This window comes from Haliscomenobacter sp. (assembly GCF_041740695.1).
Lineage (GTDB): Bacteria > Bacteroidota > Bacteroidia > Chitinophagales > Saprospiraceae > Haliscomenobacter.
Window position 1 is genome coordinate 15169 of record NZ_JBGSLK010000140.1, and the last position, 24825, is coordinate 39993.

The 24825-nt window shown below is 48.2% G+C and carries 21 protein-coding genes and 1 tRNA gene; 11 read left to right on the forward strand and 11 right to left on the reverse strand.

All coding sequences use genetic code 11. From position 1 onward, the window contains the following. Positions 1–1479 (reverse strand): xylulokinase, encoded by a 1479-nt coding sequence (locus ACEW9O_RS28860; RefSeq protein WP_373553711.1) that lies wholly within the window; start codon positions 1477–1479, stop codon positions 1–3. 118 nt (positions 1480–1597) lie between these two features. On the opposite strand from ACEW9O_RS28860, the gene ACEW9O_RS28865 reads away from it, so the two are divergent. Then, a complete protein-coding gene (locus ACEW9O_RS28865; RefSeq protein ID WP_373553712.1) occupies positions 1598–2476 on the forward strand; it encodes a bestrophin family protein in 879 nt (292 codons plus the stop codon). 170 nt (positions 2477–2646) lie between these two features. Here ACEW9O_RS28865 and ACEW9O_RS28870 read toward each other — a convergent pair whose 3' ends face one another. Continuing rightward, positions 2647–4170 carry a hypothetical protein gene (locus tag ACEW9O_RS28870; RefSeq protein WP_373553713.1) on the reverse strand — a complete coding sequence of 508 codons (1524 nt, stop codon included), beginning with the start codon at positions 4168–4170 and terminating at the stop codon, positions 2647–2649. Between the two features lie 195 nt (positions 4171–4365). On the opposite strand from ACEW9O_RS28870, the gene ACEW9O_RS28875 reads away from it, so the two are divergent. Further along, the gene (locus ACEW9O_RS28875) at positions 4366–4563 is read left to right on the forward strand and encodes a hypothetical protein (protein WP_373553714.1); all 198 of its coding nucleotides are present in this window, start codon (positions 4366–4368) and stop codon (positions 4561–4563) included. Between the two features lie 409 nt (positions 4564–4972). Here the strand turns inward: ACEW9O_RS28875 and ACEW9O_RS28880 are convergent, their stop codons facing one another. Then, positions 4973–5566 carry an HD domain-containing protein gene (locus ACEW9O_RS28880; RefSeq protein ID WP_373553715.1) on the reverse strand — a complete coding sequence of 198 codons (594 nt, stop codon included), beginning with the start codon at positions 5564–5566 and terminating at the stop codon, positions 4973–4975. Positions 5567–5726: 160 nt separating this feature from the next. Next, positions 5727–6209 (reverse strand): DUF4920 domain-containing protein, encoded by a 483-nt coding sequence (locus ACEW9O_RS28885; RefSeq protein ID WP_373553716.1) that lies wholly within the window; start codon positions 6207–6209, stop codon positions 5727–5729. A 263-nt stretch (positions 6210–6472) separates the two neighbouring features. Here ACEW9O_RS28885 and ACEW9O_RS28890 point away from each other — a divergent pair, with 263 nt between their 5' ends. From ACEW9O_RS28890 to rplI, 5 genes are all read left to right on the forward strand, one after another. Continuing rightward, positions 6473–8095 carry a caspase family protein gene (locus ACEW9O_RS28890; protein WP_373553717.1) on the forward strand — a complete coding sequence of 541 codons (1623 nt, stop codon included), beginning with the start codon at positions 6473–6475 and terminating at the stop codon, positions 8093–8095. Positions 8096–8134: 39 nt separating this feature from the next. Continuing rightward, positions 8135–9817, forward strand: a complete 1683-nt coding sequence (locus ACEW9O_RS28895; protein ID WP_373553718.1) for a caspase family protein — start codon at positions 8135–8137, stop codon at positions 9815–9817. Positions 9818–9905: 88 nt separating this feature from the next. Further along, complete coding sequence (gene rpsF / locus ACEW9O_RS28900) at positions 9906–10403, forward strand: 30S ribosomal protein S6 (protein ID WP_373553719.1); 498 nt, start codon at positions 9906–9908, stop codon at positions 10401–10403. Positions 10404–10435: 32 nt separating this feature from the next. Next, positions 10436–10702: a 30S ribosomal protein S18 gene (gene rpsR, locus ACEW9O_RS28905; protein WP_320027567.1), complete on the forward strand. Its 267-nt coding sequence runs from the start codon at positions 10436–10438 to the stop codon at positions 10700–10702. Positions 10703–10774: 72 nt separating this feature from the next. After that, entirely contained in the window at positions 10775–11221 is a 447-nt protein-coding gene (gene rplI, locus ACEW9O_RS28910) for a 50S ribosomal protein L9 (RefSeq protein WP_373553720.1), read from the forward strand. Between the two features lie 85 nt (positions 11222–11306). On the opposite strand, the gene ACEW9O_RS28915 is transcribed toward rplI, so the two are convergent. The 6 genes from ACEW9O_RS28915 to ACEW9O_RS28940 all read right to left on the reverse strand — a co-directional run bounded on the left by ACEW9O_RS28915 (position 11307) and on the right by ACEW9O_RS28940 (position 18582). Further along, the gene (locus ACEW9O_RS28915; protein ID WP_373553721.1) at positions 11307–12779 is read right to left on the reverse strand and encodes an MBL fold metallo-hydrolase; all 1473 of its coding nucleotides are present in this window, start codon (positions 12777–12779) and stop codon (positions 11307–11309) included. 10 nt (positions 12780–12789) lie between these two features. After that, positions 12790–14850 carry a hypothetical protein gene (locus ACEW9O_RS28920; RefSeq protein WP_373553722.1) on the reverse strand — a complete coding sequence of 687 codons (2061 nt, stop codon included), beginning with the start codon at positions 14848–14850 and terminating at the stop codon, positions 12790–12792. Between the two features lie 1146 nt (positions 14851–15996). Next, a tRNA-Gln gene (locus tag ACEW9O_RS28925) sits at positions 15997–16067 on the reverse strand. Positions 16068–16171: 104 nt separating this feature from the next. Then, positions 16172–16870: a YARHG domain-containing protein gene (locus ACEW9O_RS28930; protein WP_373553723.1), complete on the reverse strand. Its 699-nt coding sequence runs from the start codon at positions 16868–16870 to the stop codon at positions 16172–16174. 186 nt (positions 16871–17056) lie between these two features. After that, on the reverse strand, positions 17057–17743 hold the full coding sequence (locus ACEW9O_RS28935) for a hypothetical protein (RefSeq protein ID WP_373553724.1): 687 nt from the start codon (positions 17741–17743) through the stop codon (positions 17057–17059). A gap of 170 nt (positions 17744–17913) precedes the next feature. Next, entirely contained in the window at positions 17914–18582 is a 669-nt protein-coding gene (locus tag ACEW9O_RS28940; RefSeq protein WP_373553725.1) for a DUF2461 domain-containing protein, read from the reverse strand. 124 nt (positions 18583–18706) lie between these two features. On the opposite strand from ACEW9O_RS28940, the gene ACEW9O_RS28945 reads away from it, so the two are divergent. Together ACEW9O_RS28945 and ACEW9O_RS28950 are read left to right on the forward strand one after the other, a co-directional pair. Beyond that, positions 18707–20041, forward strand: coding sequence for a sialidase family protein (locus tag ACEW9O_RS28945; RefSeq protein WP_373553726.1), 1335 nt, complete (start codon positions 18707–18709; stop codon positions 20039–20041). Positions 20042–20308: 267 nt separating this feature from the next. After that, positions 20309–20893 (forward strand): YdeI family protein, encoded by a 585-nt coding sequence (locus ACEW9O_RS28950; RefSeq protein WP_373553727.1) that lies wholly within the window; start codon positions 20309–20311, stop codon positions 20891–20893. A 167-nt stretch (positions 20894–21060) separates the two neighbouring features. On the opposite strand, the gene ACEW9O_RS28955 is transcribed toward ACEW9O_RS28950, so the two are convergent. Continuing rightward, positions 21061–21459: a nuclear transport factor 2 family protein gene (locus tag ACEW9O_RS28955; protein WP_373553728.1), complete on the reverse strand. Its 399-nt coding sequence runs from the start codon at positions 21457–21459 to the stop codon at positions 21061–21063. Positions 21460–21499: 40 nt separating this feature from the next. Here ACEW9O_RS28955 and ACEW9O_RS28960 point away from each other — a divergent pair, with 40 nt between their 5' ends. Both ACEW9O_RS28960 and ACEW9O_RS28965 read left to right on the forward strand, forming a co-directional pair. Further along, complete coding sequence (locus ACEW9O_RS28960; protein WP_373553729.1) at positions 21500–23653, forward strand: PQQ-binding-like beta-propeller repeat protein; 2154 nt, start codon at positions 21500–21502, stop codon at positions 23651–23653. 162 nt (positions 23654–23815) lie between these two features. Beyond that, positions 23816–24823, forward strand: coding sequence for a Gfo/Idh/MocA family oxidoreductase (locus tag ACEW9O_RS28965; protein WP_373553730.1), 1008 nt, complete (start codon positions 23816–23818; stop codon positions 24821–24823). Positions 24824–24825: the final 2 nt, after the last annotated feature.

Sequence of the window (24825 nt, forward strand, 5' to 3'; positions counted from 1 at the left end):
CTATTTGTTTGATAGTTTATGTAACCAGCGCTGGTAAGCTGCTTCATAGGCACTTGCATCCGCCAGGGGTGCGTAGCCACCAACAACTGGTGTAGAACCCAAGGCTTCGCGCAAGGTACCGTACAGGCCAGCTCCAAAACCAGCGCCTTTAGCCGCGCCCACTGCTCCGGTCGTGTCCAGCATTTCGATTTTGCTTTGGCACAGGGTCGCAATGGTTTCGGCAAAGATACGCGATTGAAACAAGTTATCATTGCCTACCCGCATCACCTTTAAATCTAGTCCCATTTCCTGCAAAATGCCCATGCCGTATACAAAGGCAAAGGCGATGCCCTCCAGGCCAGCCCGGATCAGGTGCGCCTGGCTGTGGCGGTTAAAGTTGAGTCCTTGTAACTGGGCACCCATATCTACGTTGTTCAAGATCCGCTCGGCCCCATTGCCGAAGGGAAGCATGGAAAGTCCATCAGCGCCAACTGGAATTTGGGCAGCCCGTTGCTCCAGTTCCGGGTAACTCAGGGCGCTCGCTCCGGTATTTTGGCGCAACCAATTGTAGGTGATCCCCGCGCCATTGATGCACATGAGTACGCCTACATAAGGTTGTTGCAAGGTATAATTGACGTGGGCAAAACCATTGACCCGGGAAAGTGGGTCAAATGCGGCCTGATCGGTAATGGCGTAGACTACGCCGGAAGTGCCACCAGTAGCGGCTACTTCACCCGGCTCCAGTACATTGAGGGAAAGGGCATTGTTGGGTTGGTCACCCGCGCGGTAAGCCACGGGAATACCGGGGCTCAAACCCAGTTCTGCCGCCGCCGCTGCGCGCAACTGCCCCTGAACGCCAAAGGTTGGCTGAATTTTCGGGGTAAGTGCCTGATCAATGTTGTAATCCTGGAAAACCAGTTCGGCGGGTTTTTGCTCCAAAAAGTCCCAGAAAATACCCTCCGAAAGCCCCGAAATGGTGGTACAAGCCTCGCCAGTCATTTTTAAGGCCAGGTAATCGCCGGGCAGCATGAAGTGTTTGACGCGGCGGTACAATTCTGGTTCGTTTTCCTGCACCCAGCGCAATTTGGAGGCGGTGAAGTTTCCTGGAGAATTGAGCAAATGGGACAGTGCCGTTTGGGCACCGATGCGCTCAAAAGCTGCGGCACCAATGTCGACTGCCCGCCCGTCGCACCAGATGATGGAAGGGCGCAGTACTTGATCGGCGTCATCTACCAGTACCAGGCCGTGCATTTGATAAGAAATGCCAATGGCTTTTACACCATCTTTTGCTGCGGGGTAAGCTTTGAGCAGGCGTTGAGTGGCTTGCACCATGCCTTCCCACCACTGGTCAGGGTGTTGCTCGGCCCAACCGGGATGGGGTGCTTGCATCTCCATCTCGCGGTCGGGATATTGGGTGCGCAGCAGGGTTTTCCCAGTTTCTGCGTCCACCAAAGCCGCTTTTACCGAGGAACTGCCGATGTCGTATCCGATTAGGTACATAAATTCGTGCGTTTGTTTGTTCGTTTGTTGTATAGTTTTAACTTGATTCCGGCAAAGAAAGCTATTTTAGCCTGAAATAAGGGCATGTTTAAAAACGATTTTTCCAAAAAAAGGCAGCATGATCAGTTATAACCCAAAGGATTGGATCACTTTTATTTTCCGTTTTCACCGCTCGGATACCGTCCGGCGCTTGTTCCCGATGATTGTATTGATTTGCTTGTATTCAGCCGGAGTTGCCTACCTGGAAATAGAAGTGTGGAAACTGAGTGAAAAGAGCCATGTGCGCAACGTGTCAGTAATGCACACCTTGTTGGGTTTTGTCATCTCCTTCTTGCTGGTTTTTCGCACCAATACTGCTTACGAACGGTGGTGGGAAGGCCGCAAACTCTGGGGTGCCCTGGTGAACAACAGCCGCAACCTGGCCATGAAGCTGGCTGCCCTACTGCGCAATGAGCAGGATGAAAAGGATTTTTTCCGGGCCATGATTCCAGCCTACGCTTCCGCCCTGCAAACCCACTTGCGCAGCGAGGACACCCGGGTGGAATTGTTCGACAAACTACCCAGGGGCATGCAGGAAAAACTCGACCACGAAAAACACATCCCCAATCAAATCGCCGCCCTGATGTATGGCCGGATCTTGTACCTGGCCGAACAAGGCAAGCTAAGCGGCGATCACCTCATTTTTCTCAATCTCGAGCTACAATCCTTCACCGACATCTGTGGGGCTTGTGAGCGCATCCGCAATACCCCCATTCCGTATTCTTATAGCGTGTTCATCAAAAAGTTCATCTTTTTTTACATCATGACCCTGCCTTTTGGCTATGTCTTTACGCTAGGGTACTATGTGGTGCCCATCGTGGCCTTCATTTTTTACGTATTGGCCAGTTTGGAGATCATTGCCGAGGAGATTGAGGAGCCTTTTGGGGCTGATGAAAACGACTTGCCCCTGGGTAAAATCAGCCGAAACATCCAAATGCACATCGGGGAATTGATCTGATCGGGATTCATGGTGAAAAAAATGTAATTATTTTTTGGGATAATTTGTTCGATCACTACAACTAAAAAATAATTTAAGTACTTTATTTTCAATTTTTTAATTTAAAAAATAAGATAAAAAAATCATTTCTGACCTGTTGTTTTTATCTGTAAAATGCAACTGATTTTTTTTCATTTGCCCTGTACTTTTGTTTTGCGAGAAGGTTCAAGGCTTTCCAGGATAAAGGCCCAAAGGGTTTCATAGGGGATGATTTCCAGGTCGTAGTCCTGTTTGGCTTTGTGCAAAGGCACTGCCAATAGTTTTTGATAATAAGGTTCCGCTTTGCGTTGTACCGCAACCGGGTGAAAATCCCCTTTGTCCAGTTGCATGATCATTTTGATGAAACAATTGGTGCGGTAAGTCTCGTCTCGCCGCAAATGGCGGTGGGTATAAGCTTTGAGCGCATCAATTTTGTCGATGATGCTGGAGTAGTCTTTGTCCAGTAGCAGAAACAAAATCATTAGGGTAATCAAAAGGATATTGTTGCCGGATTTATCGTGGATAGAGCCACTGAATTCGTTGATGAACTTTTTGGTGCGAAATTTAAATTGTACTCCCTCGGGCTGTTGCAATTTTCCGGCCCGGATGAGGTAATAGATCATGGCTTCATGGGTGCGGAATTTCTCTTGCTGCAAAGAGGATTGTTTTAACAAGGCAGGGTTGATTTTGACTTCAATGATGTTTTCCAGGGCCAATTCGTATTGTTGGGAATGGAGGTACAAGCGGTAAAGGTCTTCCATCAAAATGAACCAGCTGATACTATGTGCAGGTGCCATTGGCAAGATGTTTCTTCCGATGGTGATTCCTTCCTCGTACTGCCCTAGCATCTGCAAAGAAGCGATCAGCTGGCTAGAAAAGGATATAAAAATTGGGCGTGAAGTTCTTTCTTTTTGCTGTTCAAAATACCGTAATGCATCTCTACACCTCTGGGCGGTTTTTGCATAATCGGTCATGTGCAGAGCCTGGGCAATAAAAACCTGATGGGCGTACAAATTCAATCGGTAGGATGAAAGTCGATCAGTGTAAGTTTTTAATTTTTCTACATAACCTGCAATTTTTTGGGCAAAAATCAAATCGGCAGATCTTTTTAAATTGTAATGCATGGCTATTTCACTGTAGTATTTTTCCGCGAGGATTTCCGCTACTAACAACTCTTGCATTTTTTCCATGAGTTTGGTGTAGTATTCGAATTTAGTTTTATGCTTAACAAAGGTGCCGTAGTGCACCACAAGGTTACGTGCTAAGAGTAAAGTGATATCGGTAAATTCATTTTTTTGTGAAATTTTGATGGTTTCTTCGGCAATTTTGATGGCCGCATTGCGCATATAGCGCACCAGTAGCGATTGAAAGGCTGCATAATTGCGGTAACAGATCAAGGCGTCTTTTTGTAGTTCATTGGCTGCGGTTTGATTAAAATCGACCAAAAAAAGCAAATTGATGAGTCGCTCTTCCAATTGTTGGGCCAAACGGTAATAATAGGTTTTGGCATTTTTGTCATTGGGGAAAAAATAATCCCGGGCTTCCTGTTCGGTTTTGAGCGAACCGTCGCGCAATTTTTCGTAAAATTCCCGTAAGCGGGAGTTTTTGGCAAACACTTCCAAGTGTTTGAACTTGTTTTTGGATAAAAACTGCACCAATTCGATCAAATGATCCATGCTGGTAAATAATTTTTTTCTTCTAAAGTGTATAGATTACTTTAAAAGTAGCAAAAGGAAATAACTATTTATCAAAATTTTAGTAAAAAATTTTAGCTAAAATTTCAATCATCTCACCTGTTGATTTTCCCTGTCAAACGTAACTGTTGCTAGCTAGGCGCCGTCCTACCTTTGTTTTAACAAAATCAATGACTTATGGAGGCGATTATCATCAGCTTGTTGCTGTTCTTCAGCAACGCAGACTTTGTTTTGAACAAAGGGAACCTGGACCAAAGTGCCCAGCATACCCAAACGACTACCATCGAAGAGGGCCAACAAACTTATGTAGACGAGACGATGGTGGAATGTTCATCGGGAGGAAAGGTAATTAATCACGACATGGACGGAATGTAATTCACACCAACATACGGTTTATTAGTACTGCTAACTTTTTCAGCGCTTTATTATTTGGATTTTTGCATTACTTGTTGTATTTTGTTTATATTATTGGTTAGAACGCTGTAATTAAAGCGCTGCGGGGTATCGAGCGATCCGGGCAAACGAGCTTGATACCCCTTTTCTTTTTTCCCAAGAAAAAAGATGGGTTCCAATTGGGATGTCTCCTGCTTGTAATGAAGTGGTTGGCAATATCTTTGTTGGATGGAATCGAAATGAAGGTGAGAGAAAATAAAAAAGGCAACCTCGGGCTGATAAAAGATTTTGCTATGTAGCAACTAGTGAGTGTAAGCCGAGGTTGCCTAGCGAATTGTAACCTTAACTGATGCTTATACGCATGAGGGGAATTATTCGCTGCCTGGAAAATTTATTTTTTTTCGTAGGAGGCAACCAAATTGCGCAACTGATCCAAATAAAGTGCCTTTTTCTGGGCTCTGCGCTCGATACTGGTGGGTGTAAAAAAAGTATGTTTTTCTAAAAAAGAAACCTGCAGGCGGTTCCAGGCTTCTTCATTTTGCAGCACCTTGTAGGCTTTGAGTTCTTCGAACAAGGTGGCACCGATGCTGTAAAAATCGTCGCGACCCAGGTAGTCCAGGTCGGCATCACACAAAATGGCTTCCAAATGATTTTGTGGGTTCTGAGGGATTTTGGTGGCCATGATCATCCCACAAATTTGTTCAATCTCGTGGGCCGAGTACCCAAATTGGGGCAATTCCTTTTGGGCAATCTGGCAGCCCAATAATTCATGGTCTTTGTTGTTGATGGTAAAACCCGAATCGTGGAACAGGGCCGCCGTTTTGAGCAAAACCGCTTCCCGCGCTGTTACCGCTTCGTTGTTGCAAAGTTCTTTGGTGATGTCAAAAACATCCAAAGTATGGTGCAGACCATGATAAGTCAAATCAGCGGAGAGTTCGCGTTTGAGTTTATCGATGATAAAAACCTTGGCGGCACGATAATCCATTCCTACAGTTGAAGGTGATTGGCCTTTATGGACAGCGTGCTGCCCATAAAGGCTATCGGTTAGTCGACAAATATAAACAAGATAATTGAAATCCATAGACTTTATGAACAGAAGCTCAATTGGCCAGAAAGCGGCCTTTTTGAGCTACTTTTCTTAGCGTCTAATCCAAAAGTACAACCCCGGAAGCCATAAACTTCAATTCTTCTTTGGGTTTGGTAATCAGGGCGATTTCAGCAGCCGATTTGCCAGCATCTTCAGCGTAGTGGCGCAATTCATCCACGGCGGTTACTTCCCGGTAAGCGATTCCTTGCATCACTACTTTGCGGCCAGAAATGTCTTTCGGCATAAAAAAACCATAATCCTTAAACTTGACAAACATTTTTGGTTTGCCCGCGTCGTCTGAAACGATGTTCATCCAGCAGCCTTTCACCTGACATACTCCTTCTACAGTACCCACTACTTTTACTTTCATGGAGTCTTTGGAATTGAGGTCGGTCAGCAATTGATCGTAAGTGACTGCACCATTGGCAGAGATTTTGGATCCGAAGTGTTTGCTGTCACCTTTGCTGCTCACGCTGTTTTTGGTGCTGTTACAAGCATAAAAGGTGGCGGCCACCATGAGGAAAAGAAAGAATTTTTTCATTGCTGTCGTTTTTTTTACAAAATTAAGATTACTTTAAAGAGAAAAGTCAAAAAATATGGACATCGTCTGTGATTGGCTTAAAATTTCTTTAAAGCTTCAGAGGCGAGCAATATGCATAACCCATAACAGGTTAATAAAATTATTCAATCTTCACAAAAAACGCTACAATCTGAGTGAAACTTTACGCTTTGTTTATAACAATTAACTCAGTTTCGGGTATGAAGATGTTGTGCTGCGTATGGTGCCTAATTTTGGCATCCCCGATGTTATGTGCTCAAAATCCGGCTTTTAAATGCCTGAAAGGCGACTGTGAAAATGGACTCGGCAAATGTATGCTCCCCAATGGATCTGTCTACGAAGGCAGCTTCCGGCAAGGAAAAATGCAGGGCTTGGGCACCATGGAGTTTCCCAATCGCGACCGCTACAGCGGTGAATGGTCCAATCACATGCGCCAGGGCCGAGGGCGCTATAAATTCGCTACCGGAGATGAATACCTCGGCGAATTTCAGTCCAATATCATGCAAGGGACGGGTACCATGACCTATCTGGATGGCTCCAAATACGATGGTCAATGGTACAATGGCCAACCTCAGGGCCGGGGAGTGCTCTTGCAGGCCAACAAAAATCGCTACGAAGGTGATTTTCAATTGGGAAAATTTGGCGGGAAAGGCACCATGCTCTATGCCAACGGCGAAAAATACCAGGGCGACTGGAAGGAAGGTAAACCGCACGGCACTGGAATCCAGAGTAAAACAAATGGCACCAAATTGAGTGGCATCTGGGATCAGGGCCGCTACCTAGGCGCTACTCGACTCGAAATTTTACAAAATGAAGTAGCCTTGCCCGACGATTCCCTCCAATACCGAAATTGTAATGTTGAATATTGTGCCACTGGATTGGGCCAATTTGTATACCGCAACGGCACCCGCTACGTGGGCTATTTTGCCAACGGCAATCCTGAAGGCCTCGGCAAAACCTTTTACAACAATGGTGATCGGTATGAAGGAGGCTGGAAACTAAACAATCCCCAGGGGCGCGGCATCATGTACTACCAGGACGGGCGCATCCTGACCGCCGTATGGGAGAAAGGGCTACCGGCACAAAAAATCTTTGAAGACCGGGAAAAACCCGTCGTGCCTGTCAAACCAGTTACCAATCCTGCCTCCGAAGTAAAAATCTGGGCCGTCGTCATCGGAGCCGCACAATACAATCACCTCGTCTCCCTGCGCTTTACCGACGACGATGCCTACCTCGTTTACGCCTTTTTGCGCAGCCCCGAAGGAGGGGCAGTACCGGAGAGTCAAATCCGGCTTTTGATCGATGAAGATGCCACCCGCAGTGGAATTCTGTCGGCAATGAACACACTTTATCAAAAAGCTGATGATAATGATGTGATTTTTTTCTATTTTTCCGGCCACGGCATTGAAGGCTCGTTTTTGCCCATCGATTACGATGGATACAACAATATCCTTCAACACGAAGAGTTGAAAAACATCATCGATAAAAGCCGCGCTAAGCACAAAATCATAGTCGCCGACGCCTGCCATGCAGGGAGCATCGGCAATCCTCGTACACCTATTCACATCGAATTAGAAAAATTCTACCGGGCTTTTACCAGCTCTAAAGGCGGTACAGCACTGTTTATGTCTTCAAAAAGTGAAGAATATTCATTGGAAGACAATGGTTTACGTTCGGGGGTATTCAGTCATTTTTTGATCAAGGGTTTGAAAGGCCCTGCTGATCAGGATCACAACAATTTGATTACTGTCAAAGAAGCCTTTGACTACGTACAACGCAACGTACGCACCTATACAGCCAACGTACAGACCCCCCTGTTGTTGGGTACTTTTGACCAGGCGATGCCTTTTGCATTGATTCGGGAATGAATAGAATTGAAAACTTGACCCATATAAATTATTTCCACCATGAAGAAGCTCATTTTTTGCGTTTCACTCGCAGTAACCTTAAACCTTCAATTCGTACTTGCCCAATGCATTACGGGCAATTGTATCGATGGAAGTGGGGTCATGTATTACCCCAGCAGCAGCTCGCGATACGTGGGTGAATTCAAGGGGGGAAGAAGGGAAGGTTTTGGTTATTTGTATCTGCCCAACGATGGGAATTACACCGGATACTGGAAAAACAACCGCTATGAAGGCGAGGGCCGTCGCCTTACCGGGGATGGCAAAGTTGAGCAAGGCATTTGGAAAGAAGGCCAACTGGCCAAACCCATGAACAACCTCAACCTGGTGTTGGACGGCGTTGCCGAAAAGTTTAAACCAGGTTGCATTTCGGGCAATTGTTTTGAAGGCAATGGGATTAAGTTGTATCCTGATGGGATGATTTACATGGGTGATTTTAAAAATGGCAACCGCTATGGTTATGGAAAAGTATACAATCCTGATAAATCCATTTATGAAGGCCGCTGGGTCAACAATAAAATGGATGGCTCCGGGGTATTCATTGATGACAAAGGGGTGAAAAAAACCGGGGTTTGGAAAGAAAACACCTATGTCAGCAATGGCAATAATCCCAACTCAGTGCCACCTGCGCTGGGTGCAAAAACGCCGCAGCGCCAAATCGGCTGCATTACCGGCGATTGTGTCAATGGCTACGGCACCTTTGTATACAGTGATGGCAGCCGTTACATGGGTCCCTTTAAAGATAGCCTTTTGCACGGGCAAGGAGTGGCCATTTACCTCAAGGATGGTACCACCACTCGTTACGAAGGCATGTTCGACCGTGGCAGTGTAACAGGTCGAGGAACTTATACCTATGCTGACGGGCGCAAAAAAATGGGTTACTGGAAGGATGGGAAACTGATACAGACCCTGGAATCGGAAAATGCCAACCCCACCAGTCAACCACCAGCCGTGGCCGGAATCAAAATTTGGTCGGTCATCATTGGCGTAGCCTCCTATAAAGACATGCCTGTGTTGCGCTTTACCGACGACGATGCATATCGTATCTACGCTTTCCTAAAAAGTCCCGAAGGTGGCGCTGTAGCCGATGAACAAATCAAACTGCTGATCGATGAAGCGGCTACCCGCCAAAACATCCTCTCTGCGATGCGGGAGGTGTTTTATAAGGCTGGGCCGAATGATTTTGTGCTACTGTATTTTTCAGGGCATGGTTTGCCCGGTGCCTTTTTGCCGATCGATTACAATGGTATAGACAACAAAATTTTCCACCAGGAAATCAACGATATGCTCAAAAAGAGCCCGGCCAAGTACAAACTGTGTATCGCCGATGCTTGCCACTCGGGCAGTATGTTGGCCGCTCGCTCGGTACAATCTACCCAAAATACCATCGTAGGTTTTTACAATCAGTTGGCCCAGGCCCAGGCGGGCACGGCCCTGATCATGTCGTCCAAATCCGAAGAAACCTCCCTTGAGGCCAGTGGCCTACGCCAGGGTGTGTTCAGCCATTTCCTCATTCGGGGATTAAAAGGTGAGGCTGATTCCAACCGCGATAAAAAAGTAACCATCCAGGAGCTGTTCGATTATGTGTACACCAGCGTACGGTCATTTACGGGGAATTTGCAATCACCGATCATTCGGGGTGATTACGATCATTCGATGATTGTATCGGCGGTGGAACGACCGTAATGATTTTCAATTATTTATTTGGATATCCAAAACCCATTAATTACCTTTGCAGCCCAAATTTTTGGATAACCAAATATGTCTGAATCCGATGAGAAATTACGAAGTAACCTTCATCGTTGACCCCGTGCTGGCGTCTGAAGAAATCAAGGCGACTGCTCAGACATATGTCGATCTGCTCAAGAGCAAGGGCTGTGAGATCGTGCATATCAATGAAATGGGCTTGCGTCAATTGGCTTTCGCCATTGGCAAGCGTCATTCCGGGTCTTATTATTGCGTTGAATTTAAGGCTGTAGATGGCAGCTACATCAACGATGTTGAACTGGCGTTCCGCCGCGACGAGCGCATCATTCGCTTCCTGACCGTATCTCTGGATAAGTACGGCGTGAAGTACAATGAAGACAAGCGCAAAGGTCTGATTGGTACAATCAAGAAGAAGAAGGTAGAAGAGAAACGTGATGAGCGAAATGAGCGCCCTGATCGTAGAGGCAACAACAGCAACAACAGCGGCCCACGTCGCCCACAGCCTGCTGCGACAGAGCCTGAAGCTGCTGCTGCTACAACTCCTCCAACTGAAGAGCAAGCGTAATCCATTACCAACCTTCCAAAAGACACAGACCAATGGCAAATAAGGACGATATTAAGTTCCTCAGCAATCCTAAGATTGGCCAGAAGCGCAAAAAATATTGCCGCTTCCGCAAATTTGGCATCAAGTACATCGATTACAAAGATGGCGACTTTTTGCTCCAATTCATCAACGAGCAAGGCAAAATCCTGCCTCGCCGCATTACGGGCAACTCTTTGAAGTACCAACGCAAAGTGGCTACGGCAGTAAAACGTGCGCGTCACTTGGCTTTGCTGCCCTATGTAGCCGATTTGTTGAAATAATCCAATTCGGACTGCAACGATTTGATTTAGGAACACCCCGCGGTGTTCCACAACTCAAAATCATCATCAATCATGCAAGTTATTCTGCTTAAGGATATTGATAAACTAGGGGATCGTTTTGAAGTAGTTGGCGTAAAAAATGGTTACGGTCGCAACTATTTGATCCCACAAGGCCTGGCTCGTGTAGCCAACAAGGCTAATGTAGCCGCTATCGACGACATCAAGCGCCAGGAAGAGGAGCAAGAAGCTGCTCACCGCGCTGAGTTCGAAGCAATTGCTACCCAACTCGCCAGCCAAACCATCAAGATTGGCGCCAAAGCGGGTCAGAGTGGCAAAATCTTCGGTAGCGTTACCACCGTACAAATCATTGCCGCACTCAAAGACCAAATTGGTATGGAAATTGAGCGCCGCAAGGTATCCATCCCTGAAGAAATCAAAGAACTGGGTACTTATACTGCTCATGTTCAACTGTCTCGCGAAGTGGCGGGAACGGTTACTTTCGAAGTGGTGGCTGAATAAGGCTATCGGCACCTCTGTGGTGTTGCCAATAAAAAAGGCCGTCTCCTTTTAGGATGACGGCCTTTTTTATTTAAGTGCAGGAACCTTACCCGCTCACCGTATACTCTACAGCTATTTTTTTATCAAATTTCTTGTTGTTCTTCCTTACCTCCTTCAGCAAATTGGCCTCTATCGACACCCGCTCAGTTTGAATGTTCGACAAAATAGCCTCACAAGCGCCCGAAAAGAAAAACTTCCCCCGCGTTTTGCGGATGAGTTCGGCGCTCAGGAGGTCATTCGGCATGGTATTGAGCCAGCCGGTGAGGATTTTTCCAAAATCCAGCGTAGCCATTGCCGCCAAGTCAGGATGAGTCATTTGCTCCAAACCAATTTCCTTACCTGTGCCATTTTGGGACAAGTGGTGGCCAACCTTGTAAAACACCGTATTTTTGAGCAGGTAATCCACCTTTACCGTTTGTCGCTCGTTCTTTTTGACAAAAGACCAACTCAGTCCTGGCGCACCCCAACTCAGCCAGTTGCCATATTCGGCATCGCCGGGGAAGAGCAATATTTTTTCGCTGTTCACAAACTGGATCGCCATAACTAGGCTGGTATTGTTGATGCTCTGTTCCAGCCTGAGGGCCAATTCAGCGCTTCCGAACAACCAATCATGGTCGATTTTGCGCCAAACGTGTTTTTCATCCCGGTATTTTTTGCGGATCTCGCTCAACTGCGTGGAAGCTTTGCCTTTGGCAAAATAGCTTGACTCGAAAGGTTGCAAGTCCTGCTCCTTACCTTTTTGGAAGGCCAGTGCCTCCACCAGCGCTTGATTGCGGTTGCTTTTGACCTCCCGTTTTTCATACCCCTGGTTTTTGCCTTCTTCTTTGCTCAACAAGCCCAAATCTCGTGGTGGCCCCAGGATAAAAAAGCGGATGCCTTCCGCACCAAGCAGGTCCTCCAGGGTTTTACCCGGCTCCTGGTATTCTACAACGGTGCTGGCATCAATGATTTTTAAGCGCCGCAGGATGTCCTCCATGGTTTCGGGGCCAGTGGCGGCCAGGTTTAAATCATTGAGTCCGTTCAGGGCAGCGATGTAGTGATCGATGCCATTGTTGAGCTCTTCACCTTCATTTTCCAGCGCGAGCAGTTGTTGGAAATAGTGATCCCCTTGTAGTTTATTCAGTTTTTGAGTGGCTTGACTCAGGGCCAACTTTTGCAGCGTATGGTTTTGCCGATAATCGTTGGCATCGGCGTCGGTTTTGCTTTCGGTCCAGGCGAACCAGACTTTGGCGACCTTCAGGTTGAGGGCGACAAATTTATCGGCAGCTTTGGTAAAACCATTGATGTGGTCGGCGTGCTCGTGGGTGAGTACCAGCAGGTCGATTTTTTGCTTGGTTTTGGCGGCAATATCGTCCAAGATGGGGGCAAAGTTTGCGGCACTCCCATTGATGCAACCACAATCGATCATCAGGTTGAAGCTGACCTGGGTGCCTTTTTTGAATTGGAGCAGGAAACAATCCCCGGTCCCACCTGGGCGGTACATGTGCACCGCAATTTTGTTGACAATTTTAGTGGCCATAAGCGGGGTATTAATGGTTGTGCAAAAATGAAAAAGGTTCGAAGGAAGGAAAGAGGCTACTACGCTCAAAATAGGCCTTGTAGACGTCCAAACCTTTACCCTCCTGGTGTTGGTAGCGGTACAAGGCGGAGGCGCGTTTGGCGTCGATTTCATAAATGCCCTTTTCCAGTTTTTTGACGTCCAGTAAAGGTTTGCTGATCACGTATTTCAAGCGAAAATCGTCCAGGTCAAAAACCAGGGTAGCTCCGCCACGCATGATGAAACTGCCATCTGGGTTGTCGAAGGGTTTGGATTTATCGATCACAAATGGGGCCACCGTACCCTGCGGCGACACTTTCACCCCGGCTCTTTGGGTGATGGTTAGAATGATTTGATTGCTTTTTTCCCCATCAGGGCCTACCCGGGAAGAAAGATTCATGGAATGTACAAAAAACGAAGGCCCATCGCCACCATAAGAGGTAGAACGCCGCACCCCTACCCTTTCGGAGTTTTGGGAAAAAACCAAGCCGGTTAGTTTTTCAAACTCCAGCGAGTTGCCCATTTTTTCATACAGCGTTTTGCGGATGCCATCAAAAATTGGCCCTTCTTTTTCGTCGTAATTCCCCACGACGTAATCCCGGGTGGTCACAAAAATTTTCCGGCGATCTTTGAGGTAAGAGATTTCATTTTTGAACTTGTAAAAGAACTCGCGTAGCCAGGCAAAGGGGTTTTCTTGTCCAGTTGGCGTAACGATGTGTATTTCCGGGTAACTCAGGCTTTCTTCCGACAAGGATTTGATGCCACTCGGATAAATGCCTCGGCGGCGAAAAGCGGTGATGAAGGCCAGGCGGTAATCCCGGTTGTCCGCAGCAATCAAATCGCGGTCGGCGGTGATGATGGCCCGCAGGTAATCCCCAAAAGAGATGTCCAGTGGTGGGCAATAATCCAGCGCACGGATGCACATTTGCAGGATGTGTTTGGCGGATTTAGTGGCTTGTTCGGCCAATCGATTGACCAGATCGGGGTGCAGTTGTCCGGCTGGAAGAATACCACTACCCGATGTGGCAATGCGGATCAGGTCGGCGGAACGGCGTTCGTAGATGCTGATAAAGGCTTCAAAAACGGCTGAAACCAGGATGCTGCCCCGCTCGTGAGGCGTGAGAATGGTTTGGTATTCGTTGCCATTGGGTTGGCGGGGTTTCCAGACCTGGGTGACGGGGTCAATTTCGCCCAAGGCATCGCGTAATGCACCGTATTGCCCAATGGAGGTGCCAAATTCCTGCGCCAACTGCCCGAGCAGGTTTTCTGCGGATAGATTGCCCCGGGTTTTGGCCACCTGGTGTTTGAGCACTTCTGAAAAGGTAAAATGTTGGAAGAGCGCTACAATATCGGCAAAAGCCTCGTGAAAGGCCAGGGTATCGGGGTTGCTGTCCTCGGTGAACTGGTTGTGTACACCATCCAGGATGGCGTGGGTGATTTCGTGGGCAATGATGTCGTGGCTCAGGCAGGTGAACACCAAGGAGTTCGGCATTTGTAAGGTGACATCGGCGGGCTCTGCCGAAAAATACCCAAAGAGCAGGGCTTTTTTCAGCGGACTGTAATAGGCATTGGCCCCGCGAAAGGCGTGTGGGTAAATCCGCAAGGCTTGGACGTAGCCGTATTTGTCTTCCGCGTCATCGGCATTGATGTACCTTCCGTTTTTGCTTGTCTTGGTTACATCCCTGGTTTGGTGAAAGCTCCAAATCACTTTACGGCCAAGGGATTTTTCGAAGTTCTTGATCGTTGTCATGGCCACTGCATAGACCATCTGCTGATGAAACTGCGGATTGCTCTCACTGGGGCTCAGCCCATCTTGCGCCAAAATGTAGGGCTCCTGCAAATCGATGGGCTCGTAAAATTCACCTACCGTGGGGTCGTAATCAATCACTTCAAGGTACTCGCCACAAGGGCCAGGTTCGGTTTCTTCCCAGCTGATTCGGTAGACCATGTCGTTGATGAAGGCGGTATCAATGCCCTGAGACAAGGAAGGGTCAAAGGCGTAGCCGTGCAGCTTGCGGAATGGCGGGGTGGGCGGTGTTGGTTTTTTTTCCATTGCGATCGGGTTTTGGCCATACTACTGGGCATTTTGTGCGGGGAGATCAATTGCCTAGGCTTCAGCCTGAGAAGAATTGGAATACTGGGCATTTTGCTCGGAGGACATGAATAGCCCCAGGCTTCAGCCTGGGGGCATTGGAATACCCCAGAATTTGGGCTTTAGCCCAATGTCATTGACTTGAGACCTTTAATGTTGAGCAGGTGCATTCAACGTAGAATCGTGCTTTTGCTTCAGAACCCCAAACCCCTGAAGGGGAGTACAGCCTACGTAAGCTTGAAATTTATTCCTTTTAAACTGAAGGTCAAAATTTCAGCTTACCATCAATGGGTTCCCATTTTAGGCAGGGCGATTGGTTCTGTTTTAAGCACAGCCATCAGCCCCGTTGGGGGCGAAATATGGGTAGCAAATGGTCATGCTCGGAGTTTCCAAAGTCCCGTAGGGACGTGATGTAGGTTTATTGCCATTCAAATACCCACATTGCGTCCCTACGGGACTATTGGAAACATCGGGGCCGTTATTTGCTACCCATGTCACGCCCCTAGCGGGGCTCCCGTTTCACAAAAAAAGAACCAGTGGCCAGGCCTTTTCAGGTGCTCGGGTTCTGAGACAAATGCACAATGCCAAATGCAATCTAAAAATCTTCAAATCAATGAAATAAAATCCATTCCTCATCCACGCGCTAAAGCTCGTGGCAATTGATGTTCGTCGCTTTCAAAAAACAAAAATGTCTGGTAGTATAGAGTTTAGACTCTTTTGAAACGTGGAAATAGGGTAAGTTATTCGTTTTTTTGCGCGGATGTGGGGGAAATGTTGGGATGAGGCGCTATTGTTGTAGAATAGTTCAATGATTTACACCGAATCTTTCTCCGAACTTTCTAGGAATTCTACCTTATTAAATGTGTGTTTTTTTGCGGGTTTTTAAGAAGTTGATGGACCTAGCAATGAATTTTAGGAACAGAAAGGATTTAGAAGGGCTTTTAGATGGAAGGGAATGAAATGAATGCTCAAGCAAGAAATTGGGTTTAATCAATTCAAAAACAAAATGATCAAGACCATGCAACACAAACGCACCCCAAAAACGCCCCACCCCAAAACAAGAAAGGCATAAAAACTTGCAGAACAAGTAATTATGCCTTTTCTATGTAGACCTATAAGGATTCGAACCTTAACAGGCTGAACCAAAATCAGATGTGCTACCGTTACACCATAGGTCTAAATCCAGTCTCAGAAAGCGTTTTTTCCAAGAGTGACGCAAAAGTAATACGTCCCACCATTATACGCAAGTGCTGAGCCACTTTTTTTTCAAAATAAACCAGTTCTACTTGTTTTCGGCTGCTTGGATCAATTGTAAGTTGCTGCGTTCCAGTTCGGTCAGGAAATTGTTCACGTCGGCGGATTGGCCTTGGTACCAGTCCTGTTGGCTGAAGTGGGTGTGCATGGCACCACCCGCTTTGAAGAGGTAACCGTAGCGGGCGTAAATTTCGTTGCGCATCAGTTGCAGGTCGGCTTTGGGCATTTTGGCCAATTCGGCGGCGTTGAGCAGGCGCAGGGAAGCTTGCGGAAATTGGCCATCCACAAACAGCTCGGCCTTGCCCGCCACAAAACCGACCTCGTATTGGCCTTTTGCGGTTACCCCGCTCCAGGGCTGGTATACTTTGAGGCAACGGGTGGTATCCCCTTTGTCGATGTACAGCACAAATTCGCCATTGGTTTTGCTGGAAAAGAACCGATTGCCCTCGATGCGCACATTGCTGAGGGTTTCAAAACGTTTGAGCCATTTGGCGCCATTGTCCGTCCATTCGCCCCAAGAGATTTGGGCATAACATTTGCCTGCGTCTACGAGGAGGAGAAGATTGGATTCTGCTTCAGAGTCGCCAAAATGGTAAGCCATTTGGTAGGCTTTTTTGTCTTTGACGAGCCAAGGTTTCAGGTTGCGGCCATCGATGTCGTCGAAGCCCATTTTTTGGCCGGTCAGGCAGATGGGCAAGAGCAGGAAAAGGAGGGCAAGTTTAGGCATGTGGTTGATGATTGAATGAAACAAGATATTGAAACTGCTGAGGTGCTCCTTAAGTGTCTTCGGTTTCTTAGGTGGTGAAAAAGAAAAAACTGCTGCGCAGGGTATTCTTTCACCACCTAAGAAACCGAAGAAACCATAGGAATCACCTTAGAAATTATACGTTATGCCTCTGTCGACCATACGCCATCAAGGAATTTTCACCTGCAAGGAAGCCGAATACAACTCCTCCGTCAAATGCACCTGCAACTTCCCCTTCTGCTCATCCCGCACTTGTTTTTTCACCACATACACTTCGGCATTGCCTTTTACCGGGTTGCCAAAAGATACCAAAGGGAAGCTATAACTGCCGCTCGTAGACGGACCTTCAATGGTCACCGTAGAAGCTTGCCCCGTGCGGTCGGTCAAGACCAGGACTAGGCTTTCGCCCTGTTTTAAGGCACCACCACTCTTGATATTCAGTTCAACCTGCCCTTCGAGGCGGTCTGGCATTTTGAGTTCAATTTCGCCCAAAACCTCCATGGTCAAAGGGATAGATTGATTGTCGCCCCGTTTGTCTTGAAAGCGGAAACTTGCCTGCGGGGCAAATTCTCCACCAAATTCGGTGGAATAACGCAGCAGGTTTTCGGTCACTTGTACTTCCGTCAGGTTTTTGTCCAAAAAACGAATCCCGTCTGGAAAGCGCACCGATTTCGCCAAGGGCAAGGAATCACCTTCCAGCAGGATGGCTTCCGCTTTGTATTCTTGTTCGGGTTGCAGGTACCGCACAAAGAGGTCGACCGTTTGTTTGGGCAAGCCGTCTTTGGTTTCAGAAAGGCGGCAGGCACTCGTGGCCAACAACAGGGTCACTACAACAGCATAGTAGAATTTATTCATAAGGATAAGGCTTAAGGAACGGTTTCAAAATAAAGTAACAAATTGACTGGACTCTTTTTTGATTTTGCTGCGTTGCTCCTCAGTTGCGTAGTTCACTATGCGCCTTCCTCGCGCCTAGCCAAATCAAAAAATTGCCGACTCAATTTTGTTATTTTATTCTGAACCCGTTCCTAATCAAGCGACTGGTTCAGGAATTTCACCAAGGGTTGCATGGTTTTAAAAACATCCAGGGCAAAGTCATTGAAGCCAGGCTCCATCAATTTTTGCTCCGCAAAATTATGCGATACCGTAAAACTTTTCAGCTTCAACAACTCAATGGCCGGGTTGTCTTCTTTGTAACCCTGGGGGGCTTTTTTGAGTTTGAGGTCGGGGTCAAAAGCACGGGGGAAAAAGTTCTGGAAACTGATCTCCGTCAAAATCGCCTGCAAATCTTTGTAGTTGTAATGGATTTCCTGGCGGATTTTTTTCAAAGCTTCTGCTTCCGGCATGTACATGCCACCTGCCAAAAAGCAGCCTCCTTCTTCCAGGTGCAGGTAATAGCCCGCCCGTTGCAGGCCCTTGGCTCCGCCGCTGAACCAGGCCCCCATGTTGTTTTTGTAAGGCGATTTATCGGCTGAAAAGCGGGTATCGCGGTTGATGCGGAAGATACACTTTTTAGGCTCCAGCTTGGCAAAGGCGATCTCCGCATCAAAAGCTTCCAAACCATGGATGATGGCTTGCACCTGAACGAGGAAATCCTCTTTGGCGCGTTGGTACACCTTGCGATTGACTTCAAACCATTCCTTGTTGTTGTTGGTTTTTAGATCCTTGATGAACTGGAAAGTCGATGATTGGAGCATGGTGATGGGTTTTAGGCCAAAATTAGAAACATTTTTTTGAACCCGCGCACAAAGAAAACATAAAATAAATTGATTTAAAATCCCATAAAATATCAATAAATTGTCCCAACAAAACTATACCAAGATGTTTCGAACCGCCGCTTTACTCTGCATTTTTGTGGCACCTGTCTTACTGACTTGCCAGCGCCAAACCCCCTCTGCCCCGGTCACCCCTACCGAAATTGTCGCCAATTTTCCCAATATCCGCATTGATAGTTCGGCTGCTGCCTTTGGGGCTGGCCCCTGTGAGCCCAGCATTGCCATTTCACCCACCGATTCAAATATTGTAGTGGCGGGTGCCATCCTGGATCGGGTGTATTACTCCAGCAACGGGGGGATTACCTGGAAAAAAAAGACCCTGGTTTCCCCTTATGGCGTTTACGGCGATCCAGTTTTGTTGGCCGATACCAAAGGTGATTTTTATTACGCACACCTCTCCGATCCTAGTGGCAAGAGTGGTGGTGACCCGACTTGGTTGGACCGGATTGTGATTCAAAAATCGACCGATGGCGGTGCCAACTGGTCGCAAGGCACTTATGCAGGCTTGCGTCACCCCAAAGACCAAGACAAACACTGGCTGGCCGTTGATCCCCGCGACAACAGCATTGTGATGACCTGGACCGAATTTGACAAATACGACAGCCGCGACCCCAAGGACAAATCGCGCATCCTCTTTGCCCGCTCCGCCGATGGGGGCAAAACCTGGAGCAGCGAGGCCAGCCTTAGCCAATTGGAAGGCGACTGCCTCGACGACGACAACACCACCGAGGGGGCGGTACCCGCCATCGGCCCCAACGGCGAAATTTATGTGGCCTGGGCCTACAACAATAAAATTTACTTCGACCGCTCCCTAGATGCGGGCAAAACCTGGTTGGCCACCGATAAGGTGGTAGCCGATCAACCGGGCGGCTGGACCTTCGACATTCCCGGCATTTACCGCGCCAATGGCCTGCCCATCACCGCAACCGACCTCAGCAATGGCCCCAACCGGGGCACCATCTACGTCAACTGGTGCGACCAACGGCACGGCACCAACGACACCGACGTGTTCCTCGCCAAATCGAGCGATGGGGGCAATACCTGGAGCGCGCCGATCCGGGTCAACAACGATGACGCAGGCAATCACCAATTTTTCACCTGGCTGGCCGTTGATCCGGTGACGGGCTACCTCTACATGGTGTTTTATGACCGCCGCAACCACGAGGGAGACGCTACCGATGTGTACCTGGCGTATTCCAAAGACGGGGGCAAAACCTTCGTGAATGCCAAAATCAGCCAATCGCCCTTTACCCCCACCAAAGGGATATTTTTTGGCGACTACAACCACATCAGTGTGTACAATGGCCGGGTGCGCCCGATCTGGACCCGCTTGCAGGGTGGGACTTTGAGTGTGTGGACGGCGCTGGTGCGGTTGAAATAGATTGGACTTGAGGTCAGTTGATTATCAAGTAATTGGGTGATCTTAGGCATGACGACCAGCGGCAGAGCCGCCAAAACGTCTGTAGCTCAAGGAACGAAGATAGATTTTAAGGTACGTAGTACCGCAACTGTTGCCCTTTGTTCCGGTGCTCTGCACCTTAACAGCCTTGCACGGTCTAAACGCTACAGACGTTTTGGCGGCTCTGCCGCAAGTCGTTGATCTTAATTTTACAACTTGTTTGTCATCAACCTCCCTAAACCTTTTTTTATGCCTGAAATCACCGAAGTCTTCTACCCCCACAATCGCCAACAATGGCGGGAATGGCTACAGACCCACCACATAGGTGAAAAAACCGAAGTCTGGCTACAAACCTACCGCAAGGCTACCGGCAAACCCTCCCTTCCCTATGATGAAATGGTGGAAGAATGCCTGTGTTTTGGCTGGATTGATGGGGTAACCAAAAGATACGACGAGGAAAGTGCCGTGCAACGCATCACCCCGCGCAAGAAAAAAACCTTCTTATCTGAACTCAATCGGCAACGGGTCTGGAAACTCCAACAATTGGGACTAATGACTCCGGCGGGCGTGGCACCCATTGCCAATCAAATTGGGCAGATGGATGACCCATTGGTGCTTCCCGATTGGATCGTGGCGCAATTGCAAGTTGATCCAGAAGTATGGGATAATTTTCAGCAATTTCCCCATTTCTACAAACGCCTCAAAATTGGTTGGATCAATGAAATCACAGGCAATAGCCGGGATGCGGAGAAGCAGAAACGGTTGAATTATTTGATCAAAATGAGCAAGCAGGGGAAAATGTATGGGGCGCAGCCGCTGAAAGACTTCGGGTAAAAGGGGACACAAAGCGACATTTTTTTATCACAAAGAAAAAAAACAAGGACACAGAGGACACAAAGCGAAGCATCGTCAACGTCTAACTTTGTGTCCTCTGTGTACCTTTGTGTTCTTTGTGATAAAAAACGTCGCTTTGGTAATCTGTTATACGCTTTCTGATACCCCTACGACACCAACTTTATCCACAGCGGCAAATTGTAATAATTCGTCACCCGCGTAATCTTCCCCGCTTCCACTTCCAAAAAAGCCCCGACTGGCAACACATACGTCTGCCCGTGCGCGGCTGGCAAACCCTCATCCGATTTTTTGTACACCCCGGTTACCGTAAACTCCACCGCGATTTTTTTGCCATTTGGCTCCGTGAAGTAGGTGAACTCGCTCAGTTTTTCGTCATAACATTGATCCATGTGGCCCAAAAACGCGCTGAAGGTTTCAATGCCAATTTGTGCCTCACCCTGGTTCACTTCGTGGCGAATTTCAGGGTGTAGCAGGGCCAACATACCCGCCCAATCTTGATTGTTGAAATGTTGATAATACGCTTGTACTGTTTCCAGTGCAGTCATGGCTAATATTTGGTTTGATTAATAGGTTAAAAATGAAGCGATGAAAATACAGGATTTTGGGGCGGTACGCCTAATTGCACAAAAGAATTTGTACTGGACTTTGGTTTTGTTGCTGCTTGGCCTGACCCTCTGGCTCAGCAACAGTCCCTCATCGCAGGCACCTGAGGCCGACTGGCCGGAATACAATGGTGGCCCCGACAAAAACCATTTTTCCGCCCTCCAACAAATCAACGCCAACAACGTAGCCCAACTGAAAGTTGCCTGGGCTTACCGTTCTGGTGGTGCTGACACCCTCAAAAACAGCACCCAAATTCAATGCAATCCCATCATCATCAAGGGCATCTTGTATGGTGTTTCAGCCGGTTCCCAAGCCTTTGCCCTGGATGCAGCGACCGGGCATGAAATCTGGAAAAGCAAGCTTCAAGACAAAACCTTCAGCATGACCAGCCGGGGCGTAAGTTACTGGAGCGACGGCCTAGAAGAGCGGATCTTTTTCGGCTACGGTGCCTACCTCTACGCCCTAGATGCCAAAACGGGTCAAGTCATTCCTTCTTTTGGCAAAAATGGCAAAATCAACCTGATCGAGGGCATTACCCGCCCGGGAGCTGACGATTATGTAATCTCGAACACCCCAGCTTCGATTTATCAGAACATCCTCATCGTAGGGACGCGGGTATCCGAAAGCGCCACCGCCTTGAAGGGTGACATTCGGGCTTACGACGTACGGACTGGCCGCAAAATCTGGGCTTTCCACACCATCCCCCACCCTGGCGAATACGGCTACGATACCTGGCAAAAGGAAAACCACAAAAACATCGGCGGCGCCAACAACTGGATGGGCATGGCTGTGGATACCGAACGGGGCATTGTATACGCTCCTACTGGTTCCGCTGCCTTTGACTTTTATGGCGGCAACCGTAAGGGCGATAACCTCTTTGCCAATTGCCTCATCGCCTTGAATGCCAAAACCGGAAAGCGCCTCTGGCATTTCCAAACCGTGCACCACGACATTTGGGATCGGGATATTCCTGCGCCACCCAATTTGTTTACGGTCACCCAGGAAGGGAAAAAGATCGACGCGGTGTCGGTTTTGAGCAAACAGGGCTTTATGTTTGTGTTTGACCGGGTGACGGGCAAACCCCTGTTTCCGATCGAAGAACGCCCCGTTCCAGCCTCCACCATTCCAGGCGAACAAGCGGCGGCTACTCAGCCTTTCCCCTTGGGGCCAGAGCCTTTTACACGGCAATCCTTCACGAGCAAAGACATCAATGATTTTACCGCCGATCGCGCCGAAATCATCGCTGAACTCAACAAAGCCAATACCGGGCAAGCCTTCATCCCCCTGGGTCGCCAGCGCACCCTCTTTTTTCCAGGCACCGATGGTGGTGCGCAATGGGGCGGCGCAGCCGTGGATGAACACAGCATCATGTACGTCCCCGCCAAGGAAAATCCCGTGTACAGTTCGCTCTTAGATGCGCCACCTGCTGACGACAGCAAAGCCCTCAAAACCGGCAAACAAATTTACCTCAGTTATTGCAGCGCCTGCCACGGCGAAAACCGCGAGGGCAATCACGATGGCACTTATCCAGGTTTGCAAAATATCGTGGGCAAATACGATGAGGCCGGGATTCGGCAAATCATTGCCAAAGGGCGGGGCATGATGCCCGCTTTGACTCAACTGAAAGAAGCCGAATTGAAAGCTGTAGTGGATTATTTATTTGGCAAAAACACCACTTTAAAAGCGACTAAGGGAGAAAAATTATCCACCGTTCCCTACAAACACACGGGCTACAACCGTTGGTACGACCGCAATGGCTACCCGGTCAGCCAGCCGCCCTGGGGCACTTTGACCGCCATTGATTTGAACACCGGAAAACGCCGCTGGCAAGTCCCGCTGGGCGAATACCCAGAACTGACGGCGAAAGGTATTCCGCCTACGGGTACCGACAATTATGGTGGTCCAGCGGTCACTGCGGGTGGGCTATTGTTTATTGCGGCAAGTAAAGACCAGCAGTTCCGCGCCATTGACCGCAGTACTGGCAAAACGCTTTGGCAGGCGACCCTACCCGCGGCAGGGTACGCTTCTCCGAGTGTGTACTCCATACAGGGCAAGCAGTACGTGGTGATTGCCTGCGGCGGCGGAAAGCTCAAAAGTAAATCCGGTGATCAATATGTGGCTTTTGCGCTACCTTGATTACCTTGCATAAAAGTTGAAGAAGTTGAGAAGGTTGAGGGAGGTTGAGGCTGCCGCAGCGATTCTGACAATGTTCTTGTCTAAGTCGCTGCGGTAGTCTCAACCTCCCTCAACTTTCCTCAACCTTCTCAACCACTAGACTTTTTAATTCAATCAAACACCATGACCACCGTAGCAATCCTAGGATTTGGCCTTTCAGGGCGTTATTTACAAGCTCCTTTTTTCCTGGCCAATCCCAATTTTCGGCTCAAAACCATCGTCAGCAACAACCAAAACCCACAGGATATCTATTTAGGGGTGCAAAAAGCGACCAGTCTGGATGAAGTATTGGCTGACCCCGAAATTGATCTGGTGAGTGTGGCTTCCCCCAACGAAACCCATTTTGAGTACACCCAACGCTGCCTGCGGGCAGGGAAACATGTATTGGTGGAAAAACCATTCACGGCTACCGCGGGGGAGGCAGAAACGTTGGTCGCGTTGGCGAAATCGTTGGGCAAACACCTGTTTGTATTCCAAAACCGCCGCTGGGATAGTGATTTTTTGACCGTTCAAAAAGTCATTGCTGAAGGATTGATTGGGGATGTGTTGAGTTACGAAGCTCACTTCAACCGCTACAAACCCGTACTCAATCCCAAAAAATGGAAAGAAGTCATCGCACCAGGCAATGGCATTTTATACGATTTGGGTTCGCATATTTTGGATCAAACCCTCCTGTTGTTTGGCAAACCTAAGTCGGTATGGGGTGAAACCTGGACCCAACGTCAACACTCCGAGGTCGACGATGCTTTCGATGTCAAACTGGATTATGGTAAAATCAAAGTCACGCTGAAAAGTAGCATCTTAGTAAGGGAGGACACGCCCCGCTACATCATTCAGGGCACCAAAGGATCTTTTGTCAAATATGGCATTGATGTACAGGAGGATCACCTCAAAGCGGGAATTATGCCGGGTATGCCGGGTTTTGGGATAGAACCAGAAGCCAATTGGGCTACGATCAATACCGAAGTGGGTGGCTTGCACGTACGCGGTCGGGTCGAAACCTTGCCTGGAAACTGGGCACCACTTTTCCAAAACATACACGAAGTGATTCAAGATGGTGCTGCACCTGCCATTGCAATGGAGGACATTGTGGAGCAGATTCGGATCATGGAATTGGTAAAGCAGGGATAATC